At 52.8% G+C, this 25887-nt stretch carries 26 protein-coding genes; 12 read left to right on the top strand and 14 right to left on the bottom strand.

The window, feature by feature from the left end:
• The first annotated feature begins 3 nt into the window (after positions 1-3).
• Genes rng through tldD form a run of 4 tightly spaced genes read left to right on the top strand, consistent with a single transcriptional unit; the run spans position 4 to position 7726 of the window.
• A complete protein-coding gene (gene rng, locus EIZ48_RS13655) occupies positions 4-1473 on the top strand; it encodes a ribonuclease G (RefSeq protein ID WP_160652305.1) in 1470 nt (489 codons plus the stop codon).
• Between the two features lie 21 nt (positions 1474-1494).
• Positions 1495-5400 carry a YhdP family protein gene (locus tag EIZ48_RS13650; protein WP_160652303.1) on the top strand — a complete coding sequence of 1302 codons (3906 nt, stop codon included), beginning with the start codon at positions 1495-1497 and terminating at the stop codon, positions 5398-5400.
• 39 nt (positions 5401-5439) lie between these two features.
• On the top strand, positions 5440-6258 hold the full coding sequence (locus tag EIZ48_RS13645) for a carbon-nitrogen hydrolase family protein (protein WP_160652387.1): 819 nt from the start codon (positions 5440-5442) through the stop codon (positions 6256-6258).
• 22 nt (positions 6259-6280) lie between these two features.
• The gene (tldD, locus tag EIZ48_RS13640; protein ID WP_160652300.1) at positions 6281-7726 is read left to right on the top strand and encodes a metalloprotease TldD; all 1446 of its coding nucleotides are present in this window, start codon (positions 6281-6283) and stop codon (positions 7724-7726) included.
• A gap of 71 nt (positions 7727-7797) precedes the next feature.
• On the opposite strand, the gene yjgA is transcribed toward tldD, so the two are convergent.
• Complete coding sequence (gene yjgA / locus EIZ48_RS13635) at positions 7798-8322, bottom strand: ribosome biogenesis factor YjgA (protein ID WP_160652297.1); 525 nt, start codon at positions 8320-8322, stop codon at positions 7798-7800.
• A 228-nt stretch (positions 8323-8550) separates the two neighbouring features.
• Between yjgA and pmbA the strand changes: the two genes are divergently transcribed.
• Positions 8551-9894: a metalloprotease PmbA gene (gene pmbA / locus EIZ48_RS13630; protein WP_075762401.1), complete on the top strand. Its 1344-nt coding sequence runs from the start codon at positions 8551-8553 to the stop codon at positions 9892-9894.
• Positions 9895-9978: 84 nt separating this feature from the next.
• Here the strand turns inward: pmbA and mgtE are convergent, their stop codons facing one another.
• The 12 genes from mgtE to EIZ48_RS13570 all read right to left on the bottom strand — a co-directional run bounded on the left by mgtE (position 9979) and on the right by EIZ48_RS13570 (position 19467).
• Positions 9979-11337, bottom strand: coding sequence for a magnesium transporter (gene mgtE, locus EIZ48_RS13625; protein ID WP_075762400.1), 1359 nt, complete (start codon positions 11335-11337; stop codon positions 9979-9981).
• 320 nt (positions 11338-11657) lie between these two features.
• Positions 11658-11933 (bottom strand): HPr family phosphocarrier protein, encoded by a 276-nt coding sequence (locus tag EIZ48_RS13620; protein WP_160652294.1) that lies wholly within the window; start codon positions 11931-11933, stop codon positions 11658-11660.
• The gene (gene rapZ, locus EIZ48_RS13615) at positions 11930-12781 is read right to left on the bottom strand and encodes an RNase adapter RapZ (RefSeq protein WP_160652291.1); all 852 of its coding nucleotides are present in this window, start codon (positions 12779-12781) and stop codon (positions 11930-11932) included. Before rapZ ends, EIZ48_RS13620 begins: the two co-directional genes overlap by 4 nt.
• A gap of 40 nt (positions 12782-12821) precedes the next feature.
• Positions 12822-13271, bottom strand: coding sequence for a PTS IIA-like nitrogen regulatory protein PtsN (ptsN, locus tag EIZ48_RS13610; RefSeq protein WP_075762397.1), 450 nt, complete (start codon positions 13269-13271; stop codon positions 12822-12824).
• Between the two features lie 2 nt (positions 13272-13273).
• Positions 13274-13561 (bottom strand): ribosome hibernation promoting factor, encoded by a 288-nt coding sequence (gene hpf, locus EIZ48_RS13605; protein ID WP_075762396.1) that lies wholly within the window; start codon positions 13559-13561, stop codon positions 13274-13276.
• A 27-nt stretch (positions 13562-13588) separates the two neighbouring features.
• A complete protein-coding gene (locus EIZ48_RS13600; RefSeq protein ID WP_160652288.1) occupies positions 13589-15076 on the bottom strand; it encodes an RNA polymerase factor sigma-54 in 1488 nt (495 codons plus the stop codon).
• Between the two features lie 109 nt (positions 15077-15185).
• Positions 15186-15911: an LPS export ABC transporter ATP-binding protein gene (lptB, locus tag EIZ48_RS13595; protein WP_160652285.1), complete on the bottom strand. Its 726-nt coding sequence runs from the start codon at positions 15909-15911 to the stop codon at positions 15186-15188.
• A 9-nt stretch (positions 15912-15920) separates the two neighbouring features.
• Positions 15921-16424: a lipopolysaccharide transport periplasmic protein LptA gene (gene lptA / locus EIZ48_RS13590; protein WP_075762393.1), complete on the bottom strand. Its 504-nt coding sequence runs from the start codon at positions 16422-16424 to the stop codon at positions 15921-15923.
• Positions 16405-16968, bottom strand: coding sequence for an LPS export ABC transporter periplasmic protein LptC (gene lptC, locus EIZ48_RS13585; protein ID WP_160652282.1), 564 nt, complete (start codon positions 16966-16968; stop codon positions 16405-16407). The genes lptA and lptC overlap by 20 nt, the downstream gene beginning before the upstream one ends.
• Complete coding sequence (gene kdsC / locus EIZ48_RS13580; RefSeq protein WP_160652279.1) at positions 16965-17516, bottom strand: 3-deoxy-manno-octulosonate-8-phosphatase KdsC; 552 nt, start codon at positions 17514-17516, stop codon at positions 16965-16967. The genes lptC and kdsC overlap by 4 nt, the downstream gene beginning before the upstream one ends.
• On the bottom strand, positions 17516-18487 hold the full coding sequence (locus tag EIZ48_RS13575) for a KpsF/GutQ family sugar-phosphate isomerase (RefSeq protein WP_160652276.1): 972 nt from the start codon (positions 18485-18487) through the stop codon (positions 17516-17518). The genes kdsC and EIZ48_RS13575 overlap by 1 nt, the downstream gene beginning before the upstream one ends.
• Before the next feature lie 14 nt (positions 18488-18501).
• A complete protein-coding gene (locus tag EIZ48_RS13570; RefSeq protein WP_160652274.1) occupies positions 18502-19467 on the bottom strand; it encodes a calcium/sodium antiporter in 966 nt (321 codons plus the stop codon).
• Positions 19468-19874: 407 nt separating this feature from the next.
• On the opposite strand from EIZ48_RS13570, the gene mlaF reads away from it, so the two are divergent.
• From mlaF to murA, 7 genes are read left to right on the top strand one after another with little or no spacing between them, the layout of a single operon-like run.
• Positions 19875-20684: a phospholipid ABC transporter ATP-binding protein MlaF gene (mlaF, locus tag EIZ48_RS13565; protein ID WP_160652271.1), complete on the top strand. Its 810-nt coding sequence runs from the start codon at positions 19875-19877 to the stop codon at positions 20682-20684.
• A gap of 58 nt (positions 20685-20742) precedes the next feature.
• Complete coding sequence (gene mlaE, locus EIZ48_RS13560; protein ID WP_075762387.1) at positions 20743-21525, top strand: lipid asymmetry maintenance ABC transporter permease subunit MlaE; 783 nt, start codon at positions 20743-20745, stop codon at positions 21523-21525.
• A 33-nt stretch (positions 21526-21558) separates the two neighbouring features.
• Positions 21559-22035, top strand: a complete 477-nt coding sequence (gene mlaD, locus EIZ48_RS13555) for an outer membrane lipid asymmetry maintenance protein MlaD (protein ID WP_160652268.1) — start codon at positions 21559-21561, stop codon at positions 22033-22035.
• Positions 22036-22046: 11 nt separating this feature from the next.
• On the top strand, positions 22047-22691 hold the full coding sequence (mlaC, locus tag EIZ48_RS13550; RefSeq protein ID WP_160652265.1) for a phospholipid-binding protein MlaC: 645 nt from the start codon (positions 22047-22049) through the stop codon (positions 22689-22691).
• Positions 22684-22995: an STAS domain-containing protein gene (locus EIZ48_RS13545; RefSeq protein WP_160652260.1), complete on the top strand. Its 312-nt coding sequence runs from the start codon at positions 22684-22686 to the stop codon at positions 22993-22995. The genes mlaC and EIZ48_RS13545 overlap by 8 nt, the downstream gene beginning before the upstream one ends.
• A 19-nt stretch (positions 22996-23014) precedes the next feature.
• Positions 23015-23272, top strand: a complete 258-nt coding sequence (gene ibaG, locus EIZ48_RS13540; RefSeq protein ID WP_075762383.1) for a BolA family iron metabolism protein IbaG — start codon at positions 23015-23017, stop codon at positions 23270-23272.
• Between the two features lie 10 nt (positions 23273-23282).
• Positions 23283-24539 (top strand): UDP-N-acetylglucosamine 1-carboxyvinyltransferase, encoded by a 1257-nt coding sequence (gene murA / locus EIZ48_RS13535; protein ID WP_160652258.1) that lies wholly within the window; start codon positions 23283-23285, stop codon positions 24537-24539.
• Positions 24540-24619: 80 nt separating this feature from the next.
• Here murA and degS read toward each other — a convergent pair whose 3' ends face one another.
• Positions 24620-25687, bottom strand: coding sequence for an outer membrane-stress sensor serine endopeptidase DegS (gene degS, locus EIZ48_RS13530; RefSeq protein ID WP_160652255.1), 1068 nt, complete (start codon positions 25685-25687; stop codon positions 24620-24622).
• Positions 25688-25887 lie beyond the last annotated feature (200 nt).

The following is a 25887-nucleotide window of genomic DNA, read 5'->3' as shown; positions in this document are numbered from 1 at the left end:
ACCATGAGCACAGAGCTGCTGATTAACGTGACGCCAAGTGAGACGCGCGTTGCAATGATTGAAGGAGGGACCCTTCAGGAAGTACATATAGAACGAGAGTCAAAACGCGGAATTGTCGGCAACATTTACAAAGGCCGCGTAAGCCGGGTATTGCCGGGTATGCAGGCGGCATTTGTCGATATCGGACTGGAGAAGGCTGCTTTTTTGCATGCCTCCGATATTGTGCCTCACACTGAATGTGTGGCCGAGAACGAAAAGCAGCAGTTCCAGGTTCGGGATATCTCCGAGCTGGTCCGTCAGGGGCAGGATCTGGTGGTTCAGGTGGTCAAGGATCCCCTGGGAACCAAGGGGGCTCGTCTCACAACAGACGTGACGCTGCCGTCGCGTTATCTGGTCTTCATGCCGGGCGCCGGTCATGTCGGTGTCTCTCAGCGTATCGAAAGCGAAAGTGAGCGAGAGCGCCTGAAGAAGGTCGTCAACAAGCACTGTGACGAGCTGGGTGGCTTTATTATTCGTACCGCTGCCGAAGGGGCAACGGCGGAAGAGCTAGCCCAGGATGCTGCCTTCCTCAAACATTTGTGGCGTAAAGTGCTGGAGCGCCGGGCCAAGCATAAGCCCAAGTCGATGCTGTATGGCGAACTTGGGTTGGCACAGCGGATCCTGCGTGACTTCGTCGGCACCGAACTGGATTGCATCAAGGTTGACTCACGCCTAGGTTATGAAAAGCTGAAAGAATTTACCGATGAGTTCGTGCCGGAGCTGAGCGATAAGCTTGAATATTACGCTGGCGAGCAGCCTATATTTGATCTATATGATACGGAAAGTGAAATTCAGCGCTCGTTGGATCGCAAGGTTGAGCTGAAGTCGGGCGGCTACCTGATTATTGATCAGACGGAAGCGATGACGACGGTCGATATCAACACCGGGGCCTTTGTCGGTCGCCGTAACTTGGAAGAAACCATCTTCAATACCAATATTGAGGCCACCAAGGCGATCGCCCGTCAGCTTAGGTTACGCAACCTGGGCGGGATCATTATTATCGATTTTATTGATATGGCACTGGAAGATCACCAGCGTCGTGTCTTGCTGGCACTGGAGCAGGCGCTTTCCTACGACCGGGTAAAAACCAATATCAACGGCTTTACTCAGTTGGGCCTGGTCGAAATGACCCGTAAGCGGACCCGTGAAAGTATCGAGCATGTGCTGTGCGGCACCTGCCCGACCTGTGAAGGTCGAGGTACGGTCAAAACCGTTGAAAGTGTCTGCTATGAGATCCTGCGTGAAATTACCCGGGTCAACCGAGCTTATGACGCTGACCGTTTTGTGGTTTATGTCTCGCCTGCGGTTGCTGAAGTCTTGGCGGGGGATGAATACCATGCTCTGGCTGAGCTGGAAGTGTTTATTGGCAAGCAGGTGAAAATCAAAGCTGAGCCATTATATATCCAGGAACAATTTGACGTTGTAATGATGTAATTACGAATGCGAGGCTATTGAGTGACAACAGTTCCAGTTCGTCTGGCACGTGGATTAATGTGGCTGGTACTGACAGTGTTGGTACTGGCCGCTATTGCGATTAGTGGTCTGCGTTTTTTTCTTCCCCAGCTAAACGAATATCGCGAACCTATCCGCCAGTGGGCATCTGAGCAGGCGGAAATGCGCCTCGAAGTGGCCCATGTAGAAGGGCGGTGGCAAAACCTGGGCCCTTCCCTGGTGCTGCAGGGGGTGAGTGTTGCCGCAAGTGATGATCCGGGCTCCATTGTTCGGGTCGGCGATGTTGAAATGGAGTTTGACATGCTCCGTTCGGCGTTCGAGATGCGGCCTGTGTTTAAAGATGTGCGTATTGATCAGCTCAGCCTTGATCTGACACGCTTTTCCAGTTCTATGTTTGGCCGGGACACCTCGTCACAGCCCGCTGCCGACACGACCGATCAAGCCGCAACGATCAAACAGCTTGAAGAGCTGTTTTTTGTCCAGCTGGGCAAGTTTTCACTGCGCAATGCCGATATCACTTTGCTCTCTCCTGCCGGGGATACAAAGCGTATTGATATCAGCGAGCTGAAGTGGGACGGTACCGGCGGTCAGCATCTGGCTGAAGGGGTGATCAGTATTGCCGATACCCACTTTAGCCAAATGCGAGTGATTGCTAACTTATCTGCCCGGCGCTCCCTGCCTGAGCTGTCGGGCAGTATTTATGTCCAGTCCCAGAATCTGTCCATCACACCGTGGCTCAACAAGCGTATGTTGGGTGGCGCTGATATTACTGGCAGCAATATCAATGCCGAATTGTGGCTGAATTTGCAAGACGGCAAAGTACTGAACAGCCTGGCAAGGCTGGATAACAGCTACCTGCGCTGGCGCGAGGGCGATGAAAACCATGAGTTTAGGGTTTCCAAGGGCCGGGTAGGATTATCCCCGGTTGCTCTGGCCGAGGGAAAAGCCGGCTGGCGGATTGACAGCGATCAGATGCTTCTGCAAACCGACAAGCGACTGTGGCCAGCCTTTGATATCGCGGCGCAGTGGGAGCCTGAGCGCTGGCAAGTTGCATTGACCAGCCTGCCTCTTGACCAGCTGCTGCCGTTTGTCAGCTTCCTGCCGGAAGACAATACAGTTGCCGAGATACTCGCCAAGCTACAGCCGTCCGGTCAGTTGGATGATATCCGAATTGCTGCTGACGGCGATCAGCCTCCGCGCTTTTCGGCCGATCTTAAAGCGTTTGGTATGAAGCAGTGGGAACTGCTGCCTGGCATGAACAAGCTTGCTGCCCGGCTATCAGGCAGCCTGGCCGGCGGAAAAGCCGTGCTGGCGCTAAATGATGATGTACTTCCCTATGGAGAAGTGTTTCAGGCCCCGTTAAATATCACCACAAGTGAAGTGACCGCTTACTGGCAAGTCGGCGAAGATGGCTGGCGCCTGTGGAGTGATGCCCTATCCGTATCGACGCCGCATTTAGCTGCTGATGGCCAGTTCCGCCTGGACTTTCCTGCTGAGGCACCGGCCTGGTTGTCATTTTACGGTGAAGCGACGGCTCATGATGCGGGTGAAACGTGGCGGTATTTGCCGACGCTGGCATTGGGGCGGGAACTGACAGATTACCTGTCGACGGCTATTCGTGGCGGTAAGGCAGAGCGTGCCCAGCTGCTATGGTACGGTGAGCTCAATGACTTCCCCTACAGCAAAGGCGAGGGGGTTTTTCAGGCCAAGGTAGCTTTGCGTAAAGGCCGCTTTAGTTTTGATACGGCATGGCCTGAGTTGACTGATCTGAAGCTGGACCTGCTGTTTGAAAATGATTTTATGTACCTTGATGCCAGCCATGCGAAAACCATGGGAGCGACGGCGTCCAAGGTCACCGGTGAAGCCGAGCTGAGCGAAGATGGCCATCTCAAGTTGGCTATTGGTGTGGATGCCGATGGCCAGCAGGTACGTGATTATATGCTGGCGACACCGCTGGTTGACTCGGTCGGGGCGGCGCTGACGACGGTCCAGGTCAGTGGTCCGGTAAGCTCGCAGTTTAAACTGGATATACCTTTTGACGGCAGTGATGTACGGGCATGGGGCTCGGCGAGTCTGAAAGATAACCAGGTTGCCATGGATGCCCCGCCACTTCAGTTGGATAAGGTCAGTGGCAGCCTGAGTTTTGATAATGATGTTATCAAGGCCGATGATATCCAGGGCATGTTACTCGCGCAGCCTGTTGTTTTCGGTTTTGATGGCGAGAGCGTGGACACGGGCTATCAGGTGGGTGTTAAGCTGGATGGAGACTGGGATGTCGCTACGCTGCAACAGCAGGTTGATGATCCTTTGCTGGCCCGCGTGAGCGGCCATAGCCGTTGGAATGCCAAGGTCGGCGTTAATCTGCACGATACGGGTTTTGACTACAATGTTGACTTGCTGGCCGGACTGGTTGGCGTTAACAGCAAGCTGCCGTATCCGCTGTACGTGTCGCCGGGGACCAAGCAGCAGGCAAAACTGGCGGTACACGGTAATGCAGAATCGTTGACCGGTAATATCGTTGTGCCAGATGCCACTTACCAGGCGACAATCAATTTAGTGCCTGAGCGCTTGAAGATAGAGGCCAGCGAGCTGTTGGTCGGGAAAGGGAAATTACGTTCTCTCGCGCGGGGGAGCCACTCGCTTCGGATCCGTAGTGACTACCTGGACGGTGACCGTTGGGTCGAGCTTATTGGAGAGATTGATGATAAGACGGCACAAATGGCCCAGGCCGGGCAGCCAACAGTCATGCCGGAGATCCCCAACCCAACCCGGGTAAATGCGCGCGTTAAGAAGCTGAAACTGGCGACGTTAAACTGGAATGAGGTTGACCTTGCGATGCGCAGACAGCCTGCGCAGTGGCATATTATTCTGGGTAGCCGGGAAATGACCGGCGAGGCGTTCTGGCCTGATGGTGCGCCTTTAAGGGTGACGCTGGAGAAAATGCACCTGAACCTGCCGGGGCTGGATGATGTCGAGGAGATGCCGCGTAGCAAGTACAAGCCGCAGCAGGATATCCCGCCGGCGACCGATTTTGACCGCTCTATGATGGCGAATATGCCGGAGATCGATCTCACGCTGCAGGATGCCTGGCTACAGGGCTACCGACTTGGCAAGGTCACCGGGAAGTTGCGCCGGGAAGGCACTATGCTGGAGTTACAGAACCTGCTGATTGATTCGGGCACGACCTCGCTGAGCCTGGATGGGCACTGGATGCTGGACCATGATCAGAACGAAACCCATATCGCTTTCGACATCGAAGGTGACAATAGCTCAGATCTGATGGGGCGTTTTGGGGTGTCCGGCGGGATCCTGGGGGCGAAATTCAGTAGCTATGCCTCTATTCAGTGGCAGGGCGCACCATGGGCGATGCACCGTGAAACCTTGACCGGAGAAATGAAATCAGAAACCGGTAAGGGAGTGATCAGTGATGTCGGCGGTGCCGGGCGCTTGCTTGGCCTGTTCAGCTTAGATTCGATCGTGAGAAAAATGCAGCTCGATTTCTCGGGGGTGTTTGACGACGGGTTGGCCTTTAACTATATCAGGGGCTCTGGCAGGATTGAAAATGGCCAGTTCGAAAGTGACGATATAAAAATGCAGGCACTGGCAGGTGACATGTATATTACCGGAAGTGCTAACCTTGTTAATGAAACGGTCGATGCGAAAGTGAAGTTCCTTCCTGACTTTACGTCTGGAATACCGGTGCTGACGGCGTTTGCGGTGGCGCCGCAAACCGCTATTTTTGTGTTTGCCATTTCAACCGCATTATCGCCGGTGCTGGATGTCTTTACCCAGATTAACTATGCGGTTACAGGGCCGATTGATTCACCGACGGTCACCGAGAAGTCTCGTTTTACCGGGGAGTACACCGTGCCGGAAAAATTGAAGGAACAACAGAACCAGTCAAAATAATAATGGAATAGTGGTCTTTGTCGGAAAAGGAAGTAAATGATGGCAAAAGTGGGCGTTGTACAAATGAATTCAGGCGCGGATCCTGAAGCCAATTTGCGGCAGCTGAAGAAAAAGCTTAAAGGGTTGCAGCTACAAGGGGCAAAGTTGGTCGTCACCCCGGAGAACTGTCTGGTCTTTGGTTCCCGTGAGGACTATCAACGCCATGCCGAGCTTCTGGGCGAGGGGCCCTTACAGGAAGCCCTGTCGGCGCTGACCCGGCAGCTCGGGATCTGGTTGCTGATAGGCTCAATGCCGATCCGGCAAACTGACGGGGCCATCACCACCACCGCGTTGCTGTTTGATGACGAGGGGCAGTGTCAGGCATCTTACGATAAGTTGCACATGTTTGATGTCGAGGTTGCAGATCAACATCATAGCTACCGCGAGTCTGATACGTTCCAACCGGGACGAGAAATCAAAGTCGTGCCGACGCCTTTTGGAAATATTGGATTATCAATCTGTTATGATATTCGCTTTCCGCAGCTATATACCGCTTTGAGAGAGCAGGGGGCCGATATCATTGTGGTCCCTGCCGCGTTTACCAAGGTGACCGGCAAGGCGCATTGGGATGTACTATTACGTGCTCGAGCTGTGGAGACGCAGTGCTGGATTGTCGCAGCAGCCCAGTGGGGCGAGCACAATGAAGGCCGGGAAACCTGGGGTCATTCGATGATTATTGATCCGTGGGGGCAGGTAGTCGCCTGTCAACAACAGGGAACCGGTGTATTGACAGCCGATCTGGATTTAAATTTAAGCCAGACCATCAGAATAAATATGCCAGTGCTGAAGCATGCTCGTCTGGGCGTGCATCAGCGGTAGGTATCTTAGAAGAGCAAAGTAAATGACTCTGGAAACAGTAGAAAATACCATGCTGACGCAGTCAGGCCTGGGACGTGATGAATTAAGCCAAACGCTGGGGCTGATTGCAGCCCGGGGCGTGGACTATGCTGACATTTACTTTCAGTCCTGTTGGCATGAATCGCTTGTGCTGGAAGACAGCATTATCAAAGATGGCTCATTCAACATTGACCGTGGTGTAGGGGTTCGAGCCGTTGCTGGCGAGAAGACCGGCTTTGCCTATTCTGATCAGATCAACCAGCTGGCACTGAACCAGAGTGCCAAAGCTGCCCGGGGCATTGTCCGCGCGGGCGGGAATGGCAAAACTCAGACCTTTAGCCCTGTTACCGCCTCCGGAATATATGCGCCAGTTAATCCGTTGGGTAGTTTTGACAAGCACCAGAAGATTGCCTTGCTTGAAGAGATTGACCGTTATATTCGAACCAAAGAGCCTCTGGTCAAGGAAGTGTCCGTCAGTATCAATGGCGTCTACGAGCAGGTCTTGGTCGCTGCACTGGACGGTACCTATGCCGCGGATATTCGCCCGCTGGTTCGTTTATCCATTAGCATCCTGATTGAGAAGGGTGACAAGCGTGAGCACGGCAGTGCCGGGGGCGGTGGCCGCTATGGTTATGAATACTTCCTCAGTGAAGAAAATGGTAAATCCATTGCACTGAATTATGCCGATGAGGCGATTCGCCAGGCGCTGGTCAACATCGATGCTGACGCCGCACCTGCAGGCACCATGCCGGTAGTACTTGGTGCTGGCTGGCCTGGCGTACTGCTGCATGAAGCGGTGGGCCATGGTCTGGAAGGTGACTTTAACCGTAAGGGCTCGTCCATGTTTGCCGGCCATATGGGCGAGCAGGTGACCTCGCCGCTGTGTACCATTGTCGATGACGGTACGCTGGTGGATCGCCGGGGTTCGATTAACATTGATGATGAAGGTACACCGGGCCAGTACAATGTACTGGTAGAAAACGGCAAGCTCAAAGGCTATATGCAGGACAAGCTCAATGCGCGCCTGATGGGCGTTGCGCCGACGGGGAACGGTCGCCGCGAGTCCTATGCCCATCTGCCGATGCCTCGTATGACCAATACCTATATGCTGCCGGGTCAGCATACGCCGGAAGAGATCATTGCCAGCGTCAAGCAGGGGATCTATGCCCCTAACTTTGGCGGCGGCCAGGTAGATATTACCTCGGGCAAGTTTGTCTTCTCGGCCTCGGAAGCCTACCTGATAGAAAACGGTAAGGTGACACGCCCAATTAAGGGAGCGACCCTGATTGGCAGCGGTATTGAAGCCATGCAGCAGGTCTCTATGGTCGGTAATGATCTGGATATCGACCGCGGTGTCGGCGTTTGCGGCAAAGCGGGCCAGAGTGTGCCGGTCGGTGTCGGTCAGCCGACGCTGAAGGTAGACTCCATGACTGTCGGTGGTACGCAGTAGCGGGAAAGGGAAATATAAAAATGCCAGCACGGAAGTGCTGGCATTTTTTATGGTACCGGTTTGAACAGTTTCTAGTCTTCCAGGTACAGCGCTTTGAGGTACTGGAAGATTTCACGGTATGCCTTGGCCGGCTTGTTTTGCGCTTTTTCTTTGTTCGCCTGACGAACAAGCTGGCGCAGGCGCTGACGATCGGCGTCAGGATGATCAACCATGATGGCATTGATCATGCTGTCACCATTCTCGATCAGCTTGTCGCGTTTTTGCTCCAGCTTTTTCAGGGCAACCGTTGCCTGCGAGTGCTTGTTGCGCAGCATGTCCAATGCAGCCTGGATAGGCTCGACATCGACCTGACGCATCAGCTTGCCAATTCGCTGTAACTGACGGCGGCGGGCTTCGTTCTTGAAGCGCTGCGCATCTTTGACAGCTTCCAGGAGATCTTCGTCCAGCGGAATTTTCGCCAGCGCATTGGGTTTAAGCTCGACAAGCTCCTCCCCGACTTTTTGCAGGGCTTCCATGTCGCGTTTCATCTCGGACTTGCTGACCCAGATGATTTCTTCTTCCTCTTCCCACGGGGCTTTTTGGTTTTTACGGCTCATAATAGGCTCACTAAAGAAGGTAATGGCTCTATTTTATCAGTTTAAACATGATTTGGGGCGCAAATTCCTTACAGGCGGTGTTATCCTATATGTAATACTAAATAGGGCACTTATCAGCGTTTGCTGTTGTGCTGCTGATTATTTTCATGATCTTCATTTCATTAAGCCACGTTAGCGTGCTTAAAGTAACGCTATGAAATGGTTGTCATTCTCTGAGTAAGTAAAGATATGGACGTAAGAGAACAGGTTGCGCAGCAGCGTGTAGAACTTGAAGCGGCGGTTGCCAAAGCGTTGGAGCTGGCAGGCAAACAGGCTGATGCTGCCGAGGTTGCTATTAACAAAACGACGGGTATCAGTGTGTCGACACGCATGTGTGACGTCGAAAATGTGGAGTTTAATAGTGACGGGGCATTGGGGATCACCGTCTATCGCGGGCAGCGTAAGGGCAGTGCCTCAACCTCGGATCTCAGCGAGAGTGCGATAGCCCAAACTGTCGCAGCAGCGCTAGATATCGCTCGTTACACGTCTGAAGACCCCTTTGCGGGACCGGGCCCGAAAGAGCTGATGGCCAAGGATATTCCCGATCTTGACCTGTTCCATCCTGACGAGCCGGAGCCCGATCATGCTGCGGCGATTGCGATTCAGGCCGAGCAGGCGGCGCTTGATTATGATCCCCGTATCAAACAGAGTGACGGTGCAAGCTATGACAGCCATTACGGTGTTCGTGTCTATGGCAATAGCCACGGTATGCTGGCCAGCTATGCCTCAAGCCGTCACAGCACCAGCTGCTGTGTGATTGCCGAGGGCAAGAATGGTGAGATGGAGCGAGATTACAGTTATACCACGGCCCGTCGAGCCTCCGACTTGTGGCTGCCTGAGCGGGTTGGTCAACATGCCGCAGAACGTACGGTAGGACGGATCGATCCGCAGAAGTTGTCGACGCGCGAGGCGCCGGTGATGTTTGCAGCCGATATCGCTACCGGGCTATTTGGCCATCTGGTAATGGCGATCAGCGGTTCGAACCTGTATCGCAAGTCTTCTTTCCTGTTGGATAAGCTGGGTGAGCAGATCTTCCCTGAATGGATGAACATCAGCGAGCGGCCACATATCCTGAGAGGAATGGCAAGTACGCCTTTCGACAGCGAAGGTCTGGCGACACATGATCGCGAAATCATTCAGGACGGGATCTTACAGACCTACCTGATGACCAGTTACGCCGCGCGTAAACTGGGCCGACAACCAACCGGGCACGCCGGAGGTATCCATAACTGGCAGGTTAAGTCCACGGGTGAAGACTATAGCCAGATGCTGAAGAAAATGGATCGCGGCTTGCTAGTGACAGAACTGATGGGTCAGGGCGTTAATATAGTCACTGGTGACTATTCACGCGGTGCGGCTGGTTTCTGGGTAGAAAACGGTGAGATTCAGTTCCCGGTCAGTGAAGTGACTATTGCCGGTAACCTGAAGGATATGATGCAGAATATCGTCGCCATTGGTACCGATACCGAAACCCGAAGCCAGATCCAGACCGGCTCGATGTTGCTGGATACGATGAAGATTGCGGGTGAATAGTCGCTTTTGTTGAAGGTTTGAGTTCCCTCCCCCTTAAATAAGGGGGAGGAGCGGTTTTATCTCGTCACTCGCGACTTAACACCTTTAGACAAGGAATACTGTCGCCAGCCCCAAAAAGACCGACAGGCCGATAATATCGGTGATAGTGGTCAGGGCCATCCCGCCCGCCAGTGCCGGGTCGATATTGAGTTTTTTCAGCAAAATAGGTACACACACTCCGGCAATGCCCGCAACCAGCAGGTTGGTCATCATCGCGCCTGCAATGATGAGCCCGAGTATCAGGTTGCCTTTCCACAAGACCACCACACCGCCAATGATGGCAGCCCAAAGCACACCGTTAATCAGACCTACGCGGGCTTCCTTGCTGAGCAGCCAGCGGGTGTTGGTTTCACCGATATGGCCGACGGCCAGGCCTCGGATCACCAGGGCGACGGTCTGGTTACCGGCGACACCGCCCATTGAAGGGACGATGGTCATCAGGATCGCGATGGCTGCCATTTTATCCAGCGTGTCTTCGAACATATTGGACACGGAAGCTGCGGCCAGTGCTGCCAGTACGTTGACGCCCAGCCAGATACTACGGCGTCGGGCGGATTTCATAACGGGAGCAAAGGTGTCTTCGTCATCTTCCATACCCGCCATACTCATCATGGTATGTTCGGCATCTTCACGGATGATATCGACGACGTCATCAATGGTGATACGACCGACGAGGTGGTTGTCTGTATCGATGACCGGTGCTGAAAGCCAGTTACGACGTTCAAAGAGATTGGCTACTTCGCTGTCATCCATCTCGACCGAGATGGCCTCGTCGGCATCATCCATGACTTCCTGAATTTCGATATCCGACTGGGTCGTGATCAGCGTTGATAGCGACAGGCTACCGATGAGTTGTTCATTTTGGTCAACAACATACAGGGCATCGGTGGCTTCAGGGAGTTCTCCCTTCATACGCAGGTAACGCAAGACGACATCGGCGGTAACATCGCCGCGGATGGTGATAAAGTCGGTGCTCATCATACCGCCGGCCGTTTCTTCCGGGTAGGCCAGCGCCTTTTCTACCCGGTGACGGTCGGTGGCATCCATTTGCGCCAGTACTTCCTGATACTTGTCATCAGGCAGGCTACGCAGGACATAGGCAACGTCATCGGTTTCCATCCCCTCGGTGACGGCTGCCAGTTTTTCTGGTTCCATCTGTGCGACGATGCCGTCTTTTACATCTTCCGACAGTTCATCGAGGATTTCACCCTGCTCTTCGGGATCGGTCAGCTGCCATAAGACCTGGCGTTCTTTGGGCGGAGAGGCTTCCAGCAGGTGAGCGATATCCTCCGGCTCCATATCCTGGAGCATTCGGCGGACATGGACAAACATGCCGTTTTCAAGCGCTTGATTAACTTCTTGCAGCGTCTGATGCGTCTGATCTTGTTCTAATACATCCGCCATTGGTCGTGGTACCCCAAATTACTCTGATGCCGGCCGCCATACCCTGAACTGGTGATTGAGGTGAACAGAGAATGCCAAGAAGGCATTGCTGACTGTTTAGCTTGGTCTGCTTAGTTTGGTCTGACGGCGCAATAAGCTGAATTTTAACGTAATAGTGTAGTGGTTGTCTCACCAGATCTGAGAGGAAATAAAGATTTAATCTGCAAGAGGAATAGCAGGGATTGGCAGGAAAAGAATGATTATGGTTTAGTTCGGATTAAATGCACTCACAATCATTCTTGTTCACAGCCCAATTGGCGAAGTTAACTTCACCGGGGCAACTAGCTTTCTTCGTCAAAGCCAGCTTCTATCAGCTCGGACACCGCCGATAATGCGGCTTCGGCATCACTGCCGTCGGCGCTGACGCAGATCTGCTGGCCCTGGGCCGATTCGAGCATCAACAGTCCCATTACGCTATCGGCTGTCGCACTTTTTTCGTCATTGCTGATAGTGACAGTGGACTCGAAGCTTTGTGCCAGTTCAACCAGTTTGATAGCGGCCCGGGCATGCAGGCCCAGACGGTTTTTGATAAATAACTGCCGGCTCAGGATGGTCATGACTTTGCTTCCAGCGTGCGGTGGCGAACCTGGATCTGGTGGCCTTCATAGCGAAAATGCTCAGCCAACTGCTGGGCGATATAGACAGAACGGTGCTGACCGCCGGTACAACCAATGGCAACCGTCAGGTAGCTACGGTTGTTCTTTTCCAGCATCGGTAGCCAGGTCTCGATAAAGTTACGGATCTGGTAAGTCAGCTGAGTCACTTCCGGGTGCCCGGAGAGATACTCTTTTACGCCCTGATCCAGGCCGGTCAAAGGCTTGAGCTCGGGAACCCAGTGGGGATTGGGCAAAAAGCGCACATCAAAGACGTAGTCGGCATCCGTCGGTATACCGTGCTTGAAGCCGAACGACTCAAATACCATGATCAGCTCACGCGCATCGCGGCCCAGGACACGGGAGCGAACGGTTTCGCTGAGATCGTGAATGGACTGGTTGGTGGTATCTATGACCAGGTCGGCATGTGCCTTGAGCTCTGCCAGACGCTCACTCTCTGATTGAATGGCCTGCTCCAGGCTCATGTTGTCCCGGGACAACGGGTGCAGGCGGCGGGTTTCGCTGTAGCGCTTAACCAGCTCTTTGTCATCGGCATCCAGGTAGATCACATTGACGTCCAGCTCGTCACCGAGAGAATCCAGTGTTTTACGGATCTCTTCAGGCTCGTCGGGCATATTGCGAACATCGATGCTCACTGCGATATCCTGCTGGTCGCTATTTACCGTGCTGACAAGCTGGGGCAGCAGGTTGACCGGTAGGTTATCAACGCAGTAATAGCCCAGATCTTCCAATACCCGCAGGGCTATTGATTTTCCTGAGCCGGAACGTCCGCTTACGACCATTAACTTCATGGCTGGCATACCTTAAATAACGGGAGTGAAGTGGTGATCATTATGAATCACAGGTGAGGATTTGATAAAGCTCTTCATCGCTTTTTGCGGTGCGTAGCTGTTTACAGACTTGTTTGTTACTTAGCTTTTCAGCCATGCTAGACAGGGTTTTCAGGTGCTCTTTGCATTGAGCATCCGGCACGAGAAGGGCAAAGAGCAAATCGACCGGCTGGTTGTCTATGGCATCGAACTGGATGGGATCCTGACACTGGATCAGGACGGCAATGGCCTGATCACTGTTGTTGATCCGTCCATGGGGAATCGCGATACCGTTGCCGATGCCCGTACTCCCCATCTTTTCGCGGTTGAGCATACACTCGAACAGCGGCTGGGGATTCTGGTCTAGATGCTCGGCGGCGATTTCGCTGATGATTTCCAGAGCGCGTTTTTTGCTGGAGCAGTGAACTGCACTCTTGGTGCAGTCCAGGCTCAATACAGTACTCAGTTGCATGATCAGTGGCTATTGAGTTTATCTTTGTGTTTATTTAATTGACGGACCAGTTTATCAGTTAATGCGTCAATAGCGGCATACATATTTTCTGAATCCGCTTTCGCGTGGATTTCCCCTGCGTTAATGTGCAAGGTCGCTTCTGCGACCTGCTGCAATTTTTCAACATTCAGAATCACATGGACATTATTAATCTTATCAAAAAAGCGTTCCAGCTTATCGAATTTGGTATTTACGTAATCACGTAAAGACGGGGTAATTTCGACATGGTGCCCTGTGAGATTAATTTGCATAGACATCTTCCTTCTGTTGGCGTCTGACTAGAGCAGACGTTTTCGCTGATTAGACGGCGGAATACCTAGCGATTCACGGTATTTGGCGATAGTTCGCCGTGCTACCATGATGCCCTGTTCCGCCAGCAATGTCGCAATTTTACTGTCACTTAGTGGCTTCGCCTGATTTTCAGCGGCAACCAGTTTCTTCACCAGTGCCCGAATAGCGGTCGAAGAGCACTCTCCGCCATTATCCGTACTAACGTGACTTGAGAAGAAATACTTCAATTCAAAGATCCCGCGTGGGGTGTGCATATATTTTTGCGTCGTTACACGGGAGATCGTCGATTCATGCATGTCCACTGCCAGTGCAATATCATTGAGCACCATCGGCTTCATGGCTTCCTCGCCATATTCAAAGAAGTCCTGCTGGTGTTCAACAATGCAGCGGGCGACTTTCAGCAGCGTTTCGTTGCGGCTTTCAAGACTTTTGATCAGCCATTTGGCATCCTGAAGATGCGTCCGGATGAACTGGCTGTCAGCACTGTTGCGGGTGTTTTTGCTCAAGGCCGCATACTGTTGGTTTACACGGATACGCGGGACGCTATCGGGGTTGATGGTCACGATCCATTTACCGTGATCCTTAAAGACGGAAACGTCCGGCACCACATATTCGGTTTCGGAGGCAACCACCCGGTTGCCCGGACGAGGGTCCAGATCATGGATCAGCTGCATGACCGCTTTCAGCTCGGCTTCTTTGAGCTTGGTCTCGCGCATCAGCTGGCGATAGTCTCGGTTTGCCAGCAAATCGATATGCTGGTTGAGAAGGATTTTGGCTTCATTCAACCAGGGAGTATCTTCCGGGAAGGTAGCGAGCTGCAGCAACAGGCACTCCTGCAGGTTGCGTGAGGCAACCCCGAGCGGGTCAAACTGCTGTACCCGTTTTAGGACGGCTTCGACCTCGTCAAGCTCAACCTCTTCATTGCCCAGGCTTTCGAGGATCTCGTCGGCGGAGCAAGTGAGATAGCCCTTGTCATCAACCGCGTCGATAATTGCCGTGGCGATAGTCAAGTCGGTCTCGGTGAAAGGTGTCAGCTGTACCTGCCACATCAGGTAGTCTTGCAGGCTCTCGGTCGTTTCACCCTGGTAGACGGGCATGTCATCATCGATGGCGATGCCGGTACTGCCGGTGCCGGCACTGTAGACATCATCCCAGGTGGTATCGACAGGAAGATCTTCCGGCATTTCGCGTTGCTCAATGACTTCCGAGGTATCAAAAGGTTCAGGATCGCTGCCTGATTCCCCTTCCTGAGCTGAGATTTCACCGCTGTCCTGTCCGTCCGCCTTGTTTTCCTCGGTGGTCGGCGTGGCTTCATTGCTATTCTCATCCAGCTCCAACAGCGGGTTTGCGTCCAGTGCTTCCTGAATCTCCTGCTGGAGATCCAAGGTGGATAATTGCAACAGGCGAATGGCTTGTTGCAACTGTGGCGTCATTGCCAGTTGTTGACCTAGTTTGAGCTGGAGCGAGGTTTTCATATATGCGTATGTACCTTGTTGTTATCTTTTGTTGTGGTGCCAACTATGGCTTTAACATCAGCAGTCATCTGCCTTTACCCATTGGCTCCTGGTACGTCCTTATAAATAACTATAGACGGAACTGGTCGCCCAGATAGACTCGTTTTACGTGCTCATCGTTAAGAACATCACTCGGCGAACCGTGGGCGATAAGCTGCCCCTGACTCACGATGTAAGCATGTTCACAGACATCAAGTGTCTCTCTGACATTATGATCGGTGATCAGTACACCTAGCCCGCGATCGCGTAAATGTTCGATGATCTTTTTGATATCGATCACAGATATCGGATCGACCCCGGCAAAAGGTTCATCAAGCAAAATGAACTTAGGGTTGGCGGCCAGAGCCCGGGCGATTTCAACCCGACGACGCTCACCCCCTGATAATGCCATGCCTAGGCTATTACGAATGTGCTGGATGTGGAATTCATCCAACAATTCTTCTAATTTATCTTGGCGCTCGCTCTTGCTGAGCTCCTTGCGCGTCTGCAGGACCGCCATCAGGTTATCGTGAACCGTCAGCTTGCGGAATATGGAGGCTTCCTGCGGCAGGTAGCCAATCCCCATTCTCGAGCGGTTGTGCATTGGCTGCAGGCTGATATCTTTCCCGTCAATGGTAATGGTGCCCTCGTCCCGTGCAACCAGGCCGACAATCATATAAAAAGACGTGGTTTTACCTGCACCGTTCGGGCCCAGCAAGCCGACGATCTTGCCTGAATGCACTTCCAAGCTGACGTCTGAAACGACTTTACGGCCGTTATAGCTTTTAGCTAAATGTTCTGCTTTTAACGTTGCCATAATTGTCGCTTATTTCTTATTACTGTTCAGCTGGTTAGGCTGCAAAATGGTGGTAACGCGCTTCTTCTTGCCACTTTCTGCAACGAGCTTCTGTTCGTCAATCTTGTAGCTGATGACCTTGCCCTGAATTTCGCTGCCTTCCTGGATCAAGATAGCCTCGTCAGTCATTTTGAGGAATTCGGTCGCCGTTTCATAGCGCATTTTACGGGCGGCACCGTCAATCGGTTTGCCGTCATCCATCACCTGGTGGAAGGTCGCAGGGTTGCCATAGGCATCGATGGTCTCTTTGCCTTCGGTGCCTGCCGGACGTGTTACCACGACCTTGTCGGCTCGGATATCAATACTGCCCTGACGTAACACCACATTGCCGGTGAAGGTAACGATATTTTTCTGAATATCGAGCTGTTGGTTGTCCGAGTTAATATAAATCGGCTGCTCTGTATCGTTACTTAATGCCCAGCTTGATGCACTGATACAAAGGCAGAGCAGGGTACTAATTTTGTAAAGCTTCATATCTACCTTTTACATTTTTCAATAAGGTCGCCACACTGCGCTCAATGTTTCCCTCCATCCCCGTGCCTTGGTTCTGGAAGGCCGTACCGGTAATGAGTACTGGGTCGGGAGTGTCGAAATCTTTGCTGATCAGGTCAAGCCGCAGGCTTTCCGTCTGGATCGTCTTGACGGCAGATTCTGGCAACAGGTTAAAAATACGGACATTGCCCGTCATTTGCAGTACCTGGTTCTTGTCCAGTCTGGCGGTGTTTGAGCTGATACGCCATTCGGTTTCGGTACCATCGCGATACACCCACAGCACGGGTTCGACAAAGTCGGTATCGCCACTTTTGCTAAAATGTTCCAAATACTCAGAATCTATCTGATAGTTGCGCAGACCAGACTCGTTAAACGAGGTGTTGACGACGGCATTGCCGGTGAACAGCGGCTTTTCTGCGTCGGGCTCCACCTGAACATCATCCCGCCATTGCTTTTCCAGCAGGTAGTAGCCAGTCCATGCACATGAAAGCAATAGCAATGCATAGAATAGCCTTTTCAAGGTCATATACTTAAGCCTTTATGTTTATCTAATTCGCCTTTTGCTTCAAGGATCAAGTCACAGACCTCGCGCACGGCGCCAAATCCGCCCTGGATCCGGGTGACAAAGTCAGCACGGCGAGCGAGCAGCGGATGTCCGTCTGCCACGCACACCGACAATCCGACTTTTTCCATGACCGGCCAGTCTATCAGATCATCGCCGATATAGGCGGTATGGGCCGGGTCGATACCCAGGTTTTTCTCGATATCAGCATAGGCGGCCAGCTTATTGTCCTGCCCTTGGTATACGTGCTTGATACCCAGTGCCGACATACGGTTTTCGACAATGGCTGACTTGCGGCCGGTAATAATGGCAATCTCGACCCCGGCGGCCATTAGCGACTTGATACCGTATCCGTCACGGGTATGAAACGTTTTCAGTTCTTCGCCGTCATTGCCCATGTATATCCGGCCATCGGAAAAGACGCCGTCGACATCGCAGATCAGTAGCTGGATAGTTTTTGCCTGCTGATAGACGGTTTGACAGACCGGACCATAAATAGTTTCGATTTGCATCACATGACTCCGGCTTTTAGCAGATCGTGCATATTAAAGGCGCCAACAAGGCGCTCGTCTTCAGTGACCAGCAGACCGCTGATTTTACGGTCTTCCATGAGCTTCAATCCTTCTGCGGCCAGGACTTGGGGCGAGATTGTTGCCGGGTTGCGGGTCATGACCTCGCCGATGGTAGTATTGTGGATGTCGACTCGGTTATCCAGCAGGCGACGCAAATCACCATCGGTAAATACGCCACTGAGCTTGTGCTCGCTGTCGATAATCGCCGTCATTCCCAGCCCCTTGCGGGAGACTTCCAGCAAGGCGTCTTTAATCGTAGCCTGCTCGGTGACAATCGGCAGCATCTCACCGGTGTGCATCACATCGGCAATTCGCAGCAGCAATTTACGGCCAAGTGCACCGCCCGGGTGGGACAGCGCGAAGTCATCGGCGGTAAAACCACGGGCTTCCATCAGGGCAATTGCCAGGGCATCCCCCATGGCTAGTGTCGCGGTTGTACTGGAGGTCGGTGCCAGGTTCAGCGGGCAGGCTTCCTGTTCAACGGTGATTTGCAGGTGAGTTTGTGCCAGCTTGGCCATGCTGGACTCGGGTTTGCCCGTCATGCTGATTAACGGGATCCCCAAACGTTTGATAACCGGTAGCAGGGTCAGGATCTCTGATGCTTCGCCCGAGTTGGAAATCGCGAGCACGACATCGCCTTTTTTGATCATACCCAGATCGCCGTGACTGGCCTCACCCGGGTGAACAAAGAACGACGGGGTACCGGTACTGGCCAGCGTTGCGGCAATCTTGTTGCCGATGTGGCCAGACTTGCCCATTCCCATTACGATGACCTTGCCGGTACAGCTGGCAATGAGATGGCAGGCCTCACTGAAGCTGCCGTTGATATATTGGGCCAGGTTCTGTAAGGCTTTGGTTTCGATGTCGATAACTTTGCGGCCAAAATCGCAAAAATCAAACGTATCAGGCATAGATCGGGTCTCCGTTAAGCCGCTAGATTATAAAACAGATAGACTTGATAGGCGACAAAGCAGCAAACCAGCACAGCGCCTTCCACTCGGTTGATTCTGCGACGTTTTCCTAACGCCATCAATACCAGAAGTACCGATACGCCAAGCATGACGTAAAAATCGCGCCCCATCGCCAGCGGGCTGAGCACCGAAGGGTTGAGAAGGCCCGGGATCCCCATCACGGCAAGAATATTGAATACATTGGAGCCGATGATATTGCCGACGGCCATATCGTCCTCGCCCTTATAGATGCTGGCGATAGAAGCGGCCAGTTCCGGCAGGCTGGTGCCGATAGCAATAATGGTCAGACCGATGACCAGATCGCTCATGCCGAAGTACTTGGCAATCGTGACGGCAGAGTCGACCAGCATGCTTGCCGCGTAAGGAAGCAGTACCAGGCCGATCAGAACCCAAACCAAGGCGGCTTTGTTGCTTACGCCTTCCGGGATTTCCGACTCTTGCTCATCGGCAAGCGGATCACCGGCGTCCTTGGCGTTTCGGCTGATTTTTAGCATTACCAGCAGAAAGATGACGAACAGCACCACGAGCAGTACACCTTCAATGAAGCCGAGGTGGCTGTCCCAGAGTAAAGCGCCAGCGAGAAGAGTGACTACCATCATCAGGGGAAGCTCGCGGCGGATGATACCGGAACTGATCGCCAGTGGTTTAATCAGGGCTGTCAGGCCAAGGATAAGCGCGATATTGGCAATGTTAGAGCCCAGGACATTACCCACGGCGGTGTCGGTTTTACCCTCAAGCGCCGCTGTTGCCGAAACCATCATTTCAGGTGCCGAAGAGCCCATGGCAAGAATGGTCATTCCTATGACTAATGGTGCTACACCGAGATTCTTTGCCAACGCCGCGGCGCCAAAAACGAGTCGGTCTGCACTCCATACCAGTAGAGTCAAACCGATACAGAGCAACACAATGGCTTCGAGCATTCTTATCCCTTTTTCGTCAATCTTTATTTTATATAGAGGTTAGGGGGGCAATTTTGACGGTTCGCTGACTAAAAAGAAAGGAAAAGCCGCGACAAATTGAGCCGAGCAAGAAGTTCTTGTCGTACCTTGTCCCATTCTTTACCCAAAATTGCTGGGTAACTGAATGTCGCGATTTGTCTTATATTGTTGCCAGCAATAGCAAAAAACAATATGTTGGGCGCCACATTATGAACTTAGGGCGAGACAATGAAATTGCACAGATCTTACAGTTCTCGCCTTGAGTTGGTTGCGTAATGTACCTATGATCGGTACCTGGCGTATAAATCATTAATTATATTAACCATATCGCCCCAAAATTAGAGGGCGCGGAATGCGAACTAAAGGCCGGATAGGCTGACAGGATGGCTATGGAACCGACTGAAGCACTAGTTTCGATCAAAAATATGACGTTTTCGCGTGGTGAGCGCAAAATTTTTGATGATGTGTCTCTGGATGTGCCCAAGGGAAAAGTAACGGCCATTATGGGGCCGTCCGGAATAGGAAAAACCACCTTGCTGCGGCTCATCGGCGGACAAATCCAGCCAGATAGCGGCGAGGTATGGTTTGAGAACTGGAATATACCGACCTTGAGCCGCCGCGAGCTGTATCAGGCGCGTAATAGGATGAGTATGCTCTTTCAGTCCGGGGCGCTGTTCACGGATATGACTGTTTTTGACAATGTAGCCTTTCCGCTAAGGGAGCATACCGATCTGCCGGAAGAGTTACTGCGCACATTGGTATTGCTAAAGCTCGAGTCTGTCGGCCTGCGGGGCGCGGCGCAGCTGATGCCGAATGAGCTGTCGGGCGGGATGGCCCGCCGGGCGGCACTGGCCCGGGCGATAGCCCTGGATCCTGACTTGATCATGTACGATGAGCCGTTTGTCGGCCAGGACCCGATCACTATGGGAGTGCTGGTGACTCTGATCCGCAGTATGAACCAGGCGCTGGGGATCACCTCGGTGATTGTGTCCCATGATGTTCCGGAAGTCATGAGCATTGCCGATCATGTTTATCTGCTATCGGGAGGCAAAGTTATTGGTCAGGGCACCCCTGACGAACTGCGGGCAAACCCTGATCCGCAGATCCGACAATTCCTGGATGGCGATGCCGACGGGCCGGTGCCATTCAAATACCCGGCTCAGGCACTGAGCGAAGACCTGTTTGGCATGGCGGAATAATTGCGTGATGTGCGTGGGCACGTCAGGAATAACATAACGAATAAGGTAATTATCAAGAATGATAGCGGATTTTGTTGCACGGCAGGGACGGCGGGGCATCGATAAATGCCAGGCCGTCGGGCGTGCGAGTTTGTTGCTGTACGGGGCCTTGGTCAGCAAGCCACAACCGAGAAAAATGCTGCCGCTGCTGATTAAGCAGCTGTATTCGGTCGGGGTACTGTCGGTTGCCATTATCTTGGTGTCCGGCCTGTTTATCGGCATGGTGCTGAGCCTCCAGGGCTACATTGTGTTGATTGACTTCGGTGCCGAAACGAGCCTGGGACAAATGGTCGCCCTGTCGCTGTTGCGCGAGCTGGGGCCGGTGGTAACGGCACTGTTGTTCGCCGGTCGGGCCGGTTCGGCACTGACGGCTGAAATTGGTTTGATGAAGGCAACCGAGCAGCTATCAAGCATGGAAATGATGGCGGTGGATCCGTTGCGCCGGGTGATTGCCCCTCGCTTCTGGGCCGGTGCGATTTCGATGCCGTTGCTGTCATTGCTATTTTGTGCCGTGGGTATCTGGGGCGGGCAGCTGGTTGGTGTTGACTGGAAAGGTATCGACTATGGCAGCTTCTGGTCGGTGATGCAGTCGTCGGTCGAGCTGGGCTATGACATTGGCAACAGTATCATCAAGTCAGTCGTGTTTGCGATCACGGTGACCTGGATTGCGGTGTTCAATGGTTATGATGCGGTACCGACATCGGAAGGGATCAGCCGGGCGACTACACGCACGGTAGTGAACTCGTCACTGGCGGTATTGGGATTGGATTTTGTGCTGACAGCATTGATGTTTGGCAATTAAGCAAGCGATCAGCGGAACGTTGGGAATAAACGGATGCAACAGATAAAAAAATTAGAATTGTGGGTTGGTAGCTTTGTACTGGCCGGATTTGCAGCCTTGTTGGTATTGGTATTCAAAGTAGCGGATGTGCAGAACATCGGTGGCAATGAGTCTTATACCCTGCAAGCGCATTTCCATAATATTGGCGGCCTGAAAGTTCGCTCGCCGATTAAAGTTGGTGGCGTGACCGTCGGCAAGATCACTGATATTTCGCTAGATACGGAAAGCTATGTTCCGGTCGTCACGCTGTCTATCGAGAAAAAGTATGGTTACTTTCCAGAAACCAGTTCGGCTGCCATCCTTACATCAGGGCTGCTGGGCGAGCAATATCTGGGTATCGAGCCTGGGTTTATTGACGAAGATATCGACATGCTCGGCGACGGTGACTTGATCGAGGACACCAAGTCGGCACTGGTTCTGGAAGACATGATTGGCCAGGTGCTGTACAGCATCGGCGGTGACAGTAAGTAATAGGGGATATGATGAAACTCTTTCGATATATATTGGTGATGCTGCTATCGCTTCCGCTGGTTGCCCAGGCTGATACGGTAAATCGAACAGATCCTTATCTGATGATGCAGACGGTCTCCCAGAATACGTTTGATCGTCTGAAAGCGGAAAAGAATCAGATCCAGCGCAACCCTGAATTGCTGCGCAGCATTGTCCGGCAGGAACTGCTGCCGTATATCAACACCCGCTATGCGGCTTATAAAGTGCTGGGGCCACAGCTGAAAAAGACGACAGCAGAGCAACGAAACAACTTTGTCAGCGCGTTTACCAATTATCTGGTTGCGTCTTACGCCCAGGTGCTGACTCAGTATACCGATCAGGATATCAAGATCGAGTCACCGAAGTCGGTGCCGGCCAGTCGCAAAATCGTGTCGGTTCGGGTCGACATTCTTGATACCAAGCGCCCGCCGATCCGCCTGGACTTCAAGCTGCGCAAGAACAAGAAGACCAACGAGTGGCAGGGCTACGATATGGTGGCTGAAGGTGTCAGCATGATCTCGACTAAACAGAGTGAATGGAGCGGTCAGCTACGCACTGAAGGGATTGATGCAGTAACAGTGAACTTGAAAGAACTTGCGGCGAAACCAATACGCCGTGAGGACAAAAACAATGAGTAAGCCTAAGATTGAGTGGCGAGCTCAGGAAAATGGGTATTATTGCTTGTCAGGGGCACTGGAACGTGACACAGTTCCAGCCTTTTGGCAGCAAAGACATGAATGGATGCCACAGGATGCCAGGGTAAAGCTCGATCTTGCTGCTTTATCGCGGGTAGACTCGGCGGGCATGGTGATGTTGCTTCATGTATATCAACAGCTCAGCAGTAATGGCAGTGAACTGACGTTATTGAACGTGCCGGAACAGCTGGTTACCTTGCTTCGCCTGAGCCATGTCGAATCAATGTTAGCTGCTTGTATTGACTAAGTGGCAGAGAGGATAGCTTGTGGAAATCTCCGAAATTAAACAAATTCTTGAAAATGCCTTAGAACTTGATGAAATCATTGTTAAAGGCGAGGGCAGCCACTACGAAGTGATTGCCATTGGTGCCATGTTTGAAGGCATGAACCGCGTTAAGAAACAGCAGGCTATCTATGGTCCGCTGATGGGACAGATTGCGGCGAATGATATTCACGCCCTGAGCATCAAGACATTCACGCCGGAAGAGTGGGCGCGTGATAAAAAGCTGATGTCGCTGTCCTAAGAGGTTAATGATGCAAAAGTTTAGAATCCAGGGCGGTGGCCCATTAAGTGGCGAAGTCTCCATTTCTGGTGCTAAGAATGCAGCATTACCGATTTTGTTTGCTTCTTTGCTGGCTGAAGAACCTGTTGAAGTCGCCAATGTACCCAAGCTCCGTGATATCGATACCACGATGGAGCTGCTCAGCCGTCTGGGCGCCAAGGTAAGCCGAAACGGTTCGGTGCATGTTGATGCCAGTGGTGTGAATGAACTCTGTGCACCGTACGAGCTGGTAAAAACCATGCGTGCGTCTATTTGGGCACTGGGGCCATTGGTGGCGCGTTTTGGTGAGGGGCAGGTTTCCCTGCCTGGTGGTTGTGCGATTGGTGCCCGTCCGGTTGATCTGCACATTCATGGCCTCGAGCAACTGGGTGCCCAGATTGTACTGGAAGAAGGCTATGTCAAAGCATCGGTAGACGGTCGCCTGAAAGGCGCGCATATCGTGATGGACAAGGTCAGTGTCGGCGCGACAGTGACCATTATGTCTGCCGCAACGCTGGCGGACGGTAAAACCGTCATTGAAAATGCTGCCCGCGAGCCAGAGATTGTTGATACCGCCGATTTCTTGAATACGCTAGGTGCCAAGATCACCGGAGCCGGTACCGATACAATTACCATTGAAGGTGTCGAGCGACTGGGCGGCGGTTACCACGAAGTGGTTGCCGATCGCATTGAAACCGGCACATTCCTGGTGGCCGCGGCTGTCTCCGGCGGCAAGATCATGTGTCGTCATACCAGGCCGTCTCTGTTGGAAGCCGCGCTGGCCAAGCTGGAAGAGGCGGGTGCACTCGTCGAAACCGGCGAAGACTGGATCAGCCTGGATATGACAGACCGAGAGCTGAAAGCGGTAAACATCCGCACGGCTCCGCACCCGGGGTTCCCGACTGATATGCAGGCGCAGTTCTCGTTGCTGAACCTTATTGCCAGGGGCACGGGTATTATCACCGAGACGATTTTTGAAAACCGCTTTATGCATATCCCTGAGCTGATCCGGATGGGCGCTCATGCCGAAATCGAAGGCAATACGGTGATTTGCGGTGATACTGATGGTCTGAGTGGTGCCCAGGTAATGGCAACCGACTTGCGTGCCTCTGCCAGCCTGGTGATTGCCGGCAGCATTGCCGAAGGCGAAACGATTGTTGACCGAATTTATCATATTGATCGCGGCTACGAGCACATTGAAGACAAGTTCAGTGCGCTGGGTATGAAGATTGAGCGTTTCAGCGAATAGAGTTTGCTAGCGTTTAATTGCTGGAAAAAAGCCTCGCATGCGAGGCTTTTTTTGTTGTCCGTAACTCGTTGTGAGAAAAACTAGTACCGGTTGGGCTCATCGGCAATCACGACAGACAGCGTTATCGGCGCGCCGTTACGCAGCACTTTCATCTCGACGGCATTGCCGGGGCGAAGCTCGGTCACAATATCCAGCACATTGCGCCGGTCTGTCACCTTCTTGCCGTCAATCTCGATCAAAATATCCTGCACTTTAAACCCGGCCTTGGCTGCCGGACCGTTCGGATCCATGCCCATTACAATGATCCCGCTGATCTGATCGGCATCGTACAGGCGAGCCATCACCGGATTGATATCCCTGGCTTCAATGCCGATATAGCCGCGGATCACCCGGCCGTCGGCGATCAGCTTGTTCATGATCTTCTGGGTCAGCTCGTAAGGGATCGCAAAGGAGATGCCGTAGGTTTCGATATCCGTTGCCTGCTGGAAAGAGGCGGTATTGATGCCGACCAGCTCGCCACGGGTGTTGACCAGTGCTCCGCCGGAGTTGCCCTCGTTGATTGCGGCATCGGTCTGGAGAAAATCCTGGCGGCCGTAGAAGCTCATGCCGGAGCGTCCGGTAGCAGAAATGATCCCATAGGTCGTCGTCTGGCCCAGGTTATACGGGTTACCGATGGCCAGCACGACATCCCCGACCGCAGGCTTGTAATCCGGGCTCAGCGGAATAACCGGCAGATTTTCGGCCTGGATTTTCAGAACCGCCAGATCGGTTCGCTGATCTTTACCGATGAGCTGGGCGGTAAAAATACGGCCGTCCTGCAAGGCGGCAATAACCTGATCGGCCTCGGCCACGACATGGTAGTTGGTTACTATGTACCCCTTGTCGCTCATGATCACGCCGGATCCCAGCCCCTGGGTACTTAGCTTGAGTCGGTCCTCGGCATTGTAGCGGCGGTTATAGATATTGACGACGGCAGGGGAAGCCCGGCGAACCGCAAAGTTATAGGACAGCTGGAGCTGATCGGTCGGAGCGGGGGTCAGTGAGACCGGCGGCTGGATCATTTGGGTGCGAAGTTCAGGAAAAACAACGAGCAAGGCAATAGCTGTCACGACGCCAAGTAAAATGGACCGACGAATAAAAGCCAGCATGCTTGCTCCCCTGAAATGAAAAAGCGCCTGTGCACGAAGCGTGCATTCTATGAATTATTCGCACGAGGATATCACTACAGCGACTAGATACCAAACCCTACCAGGCACTTAGACGGCGGTACTGGCGATGTTGTACTGTGATGGTATTTCTTTTCAAAGGGAAGTGGTGTGGTGAATAGTTGTTTCTTACAGACGATATA

Origin of the sequence: Photobacterium alginatilyticum (assembly GCF_009910675.1) — a bacterium.
Classification (GTDB): domain Bacteria; phylum Pseudomonadota; class Gammaproteobacteria; order Enterobacterales; family Vibrionaceae; genus Photobacterium; species Photobacterium alginatilyticum.
Note: the sequence above shows the minus strand (reverse complement) of the source record. Positions and strands in the feature narration are given on the sequence as shown.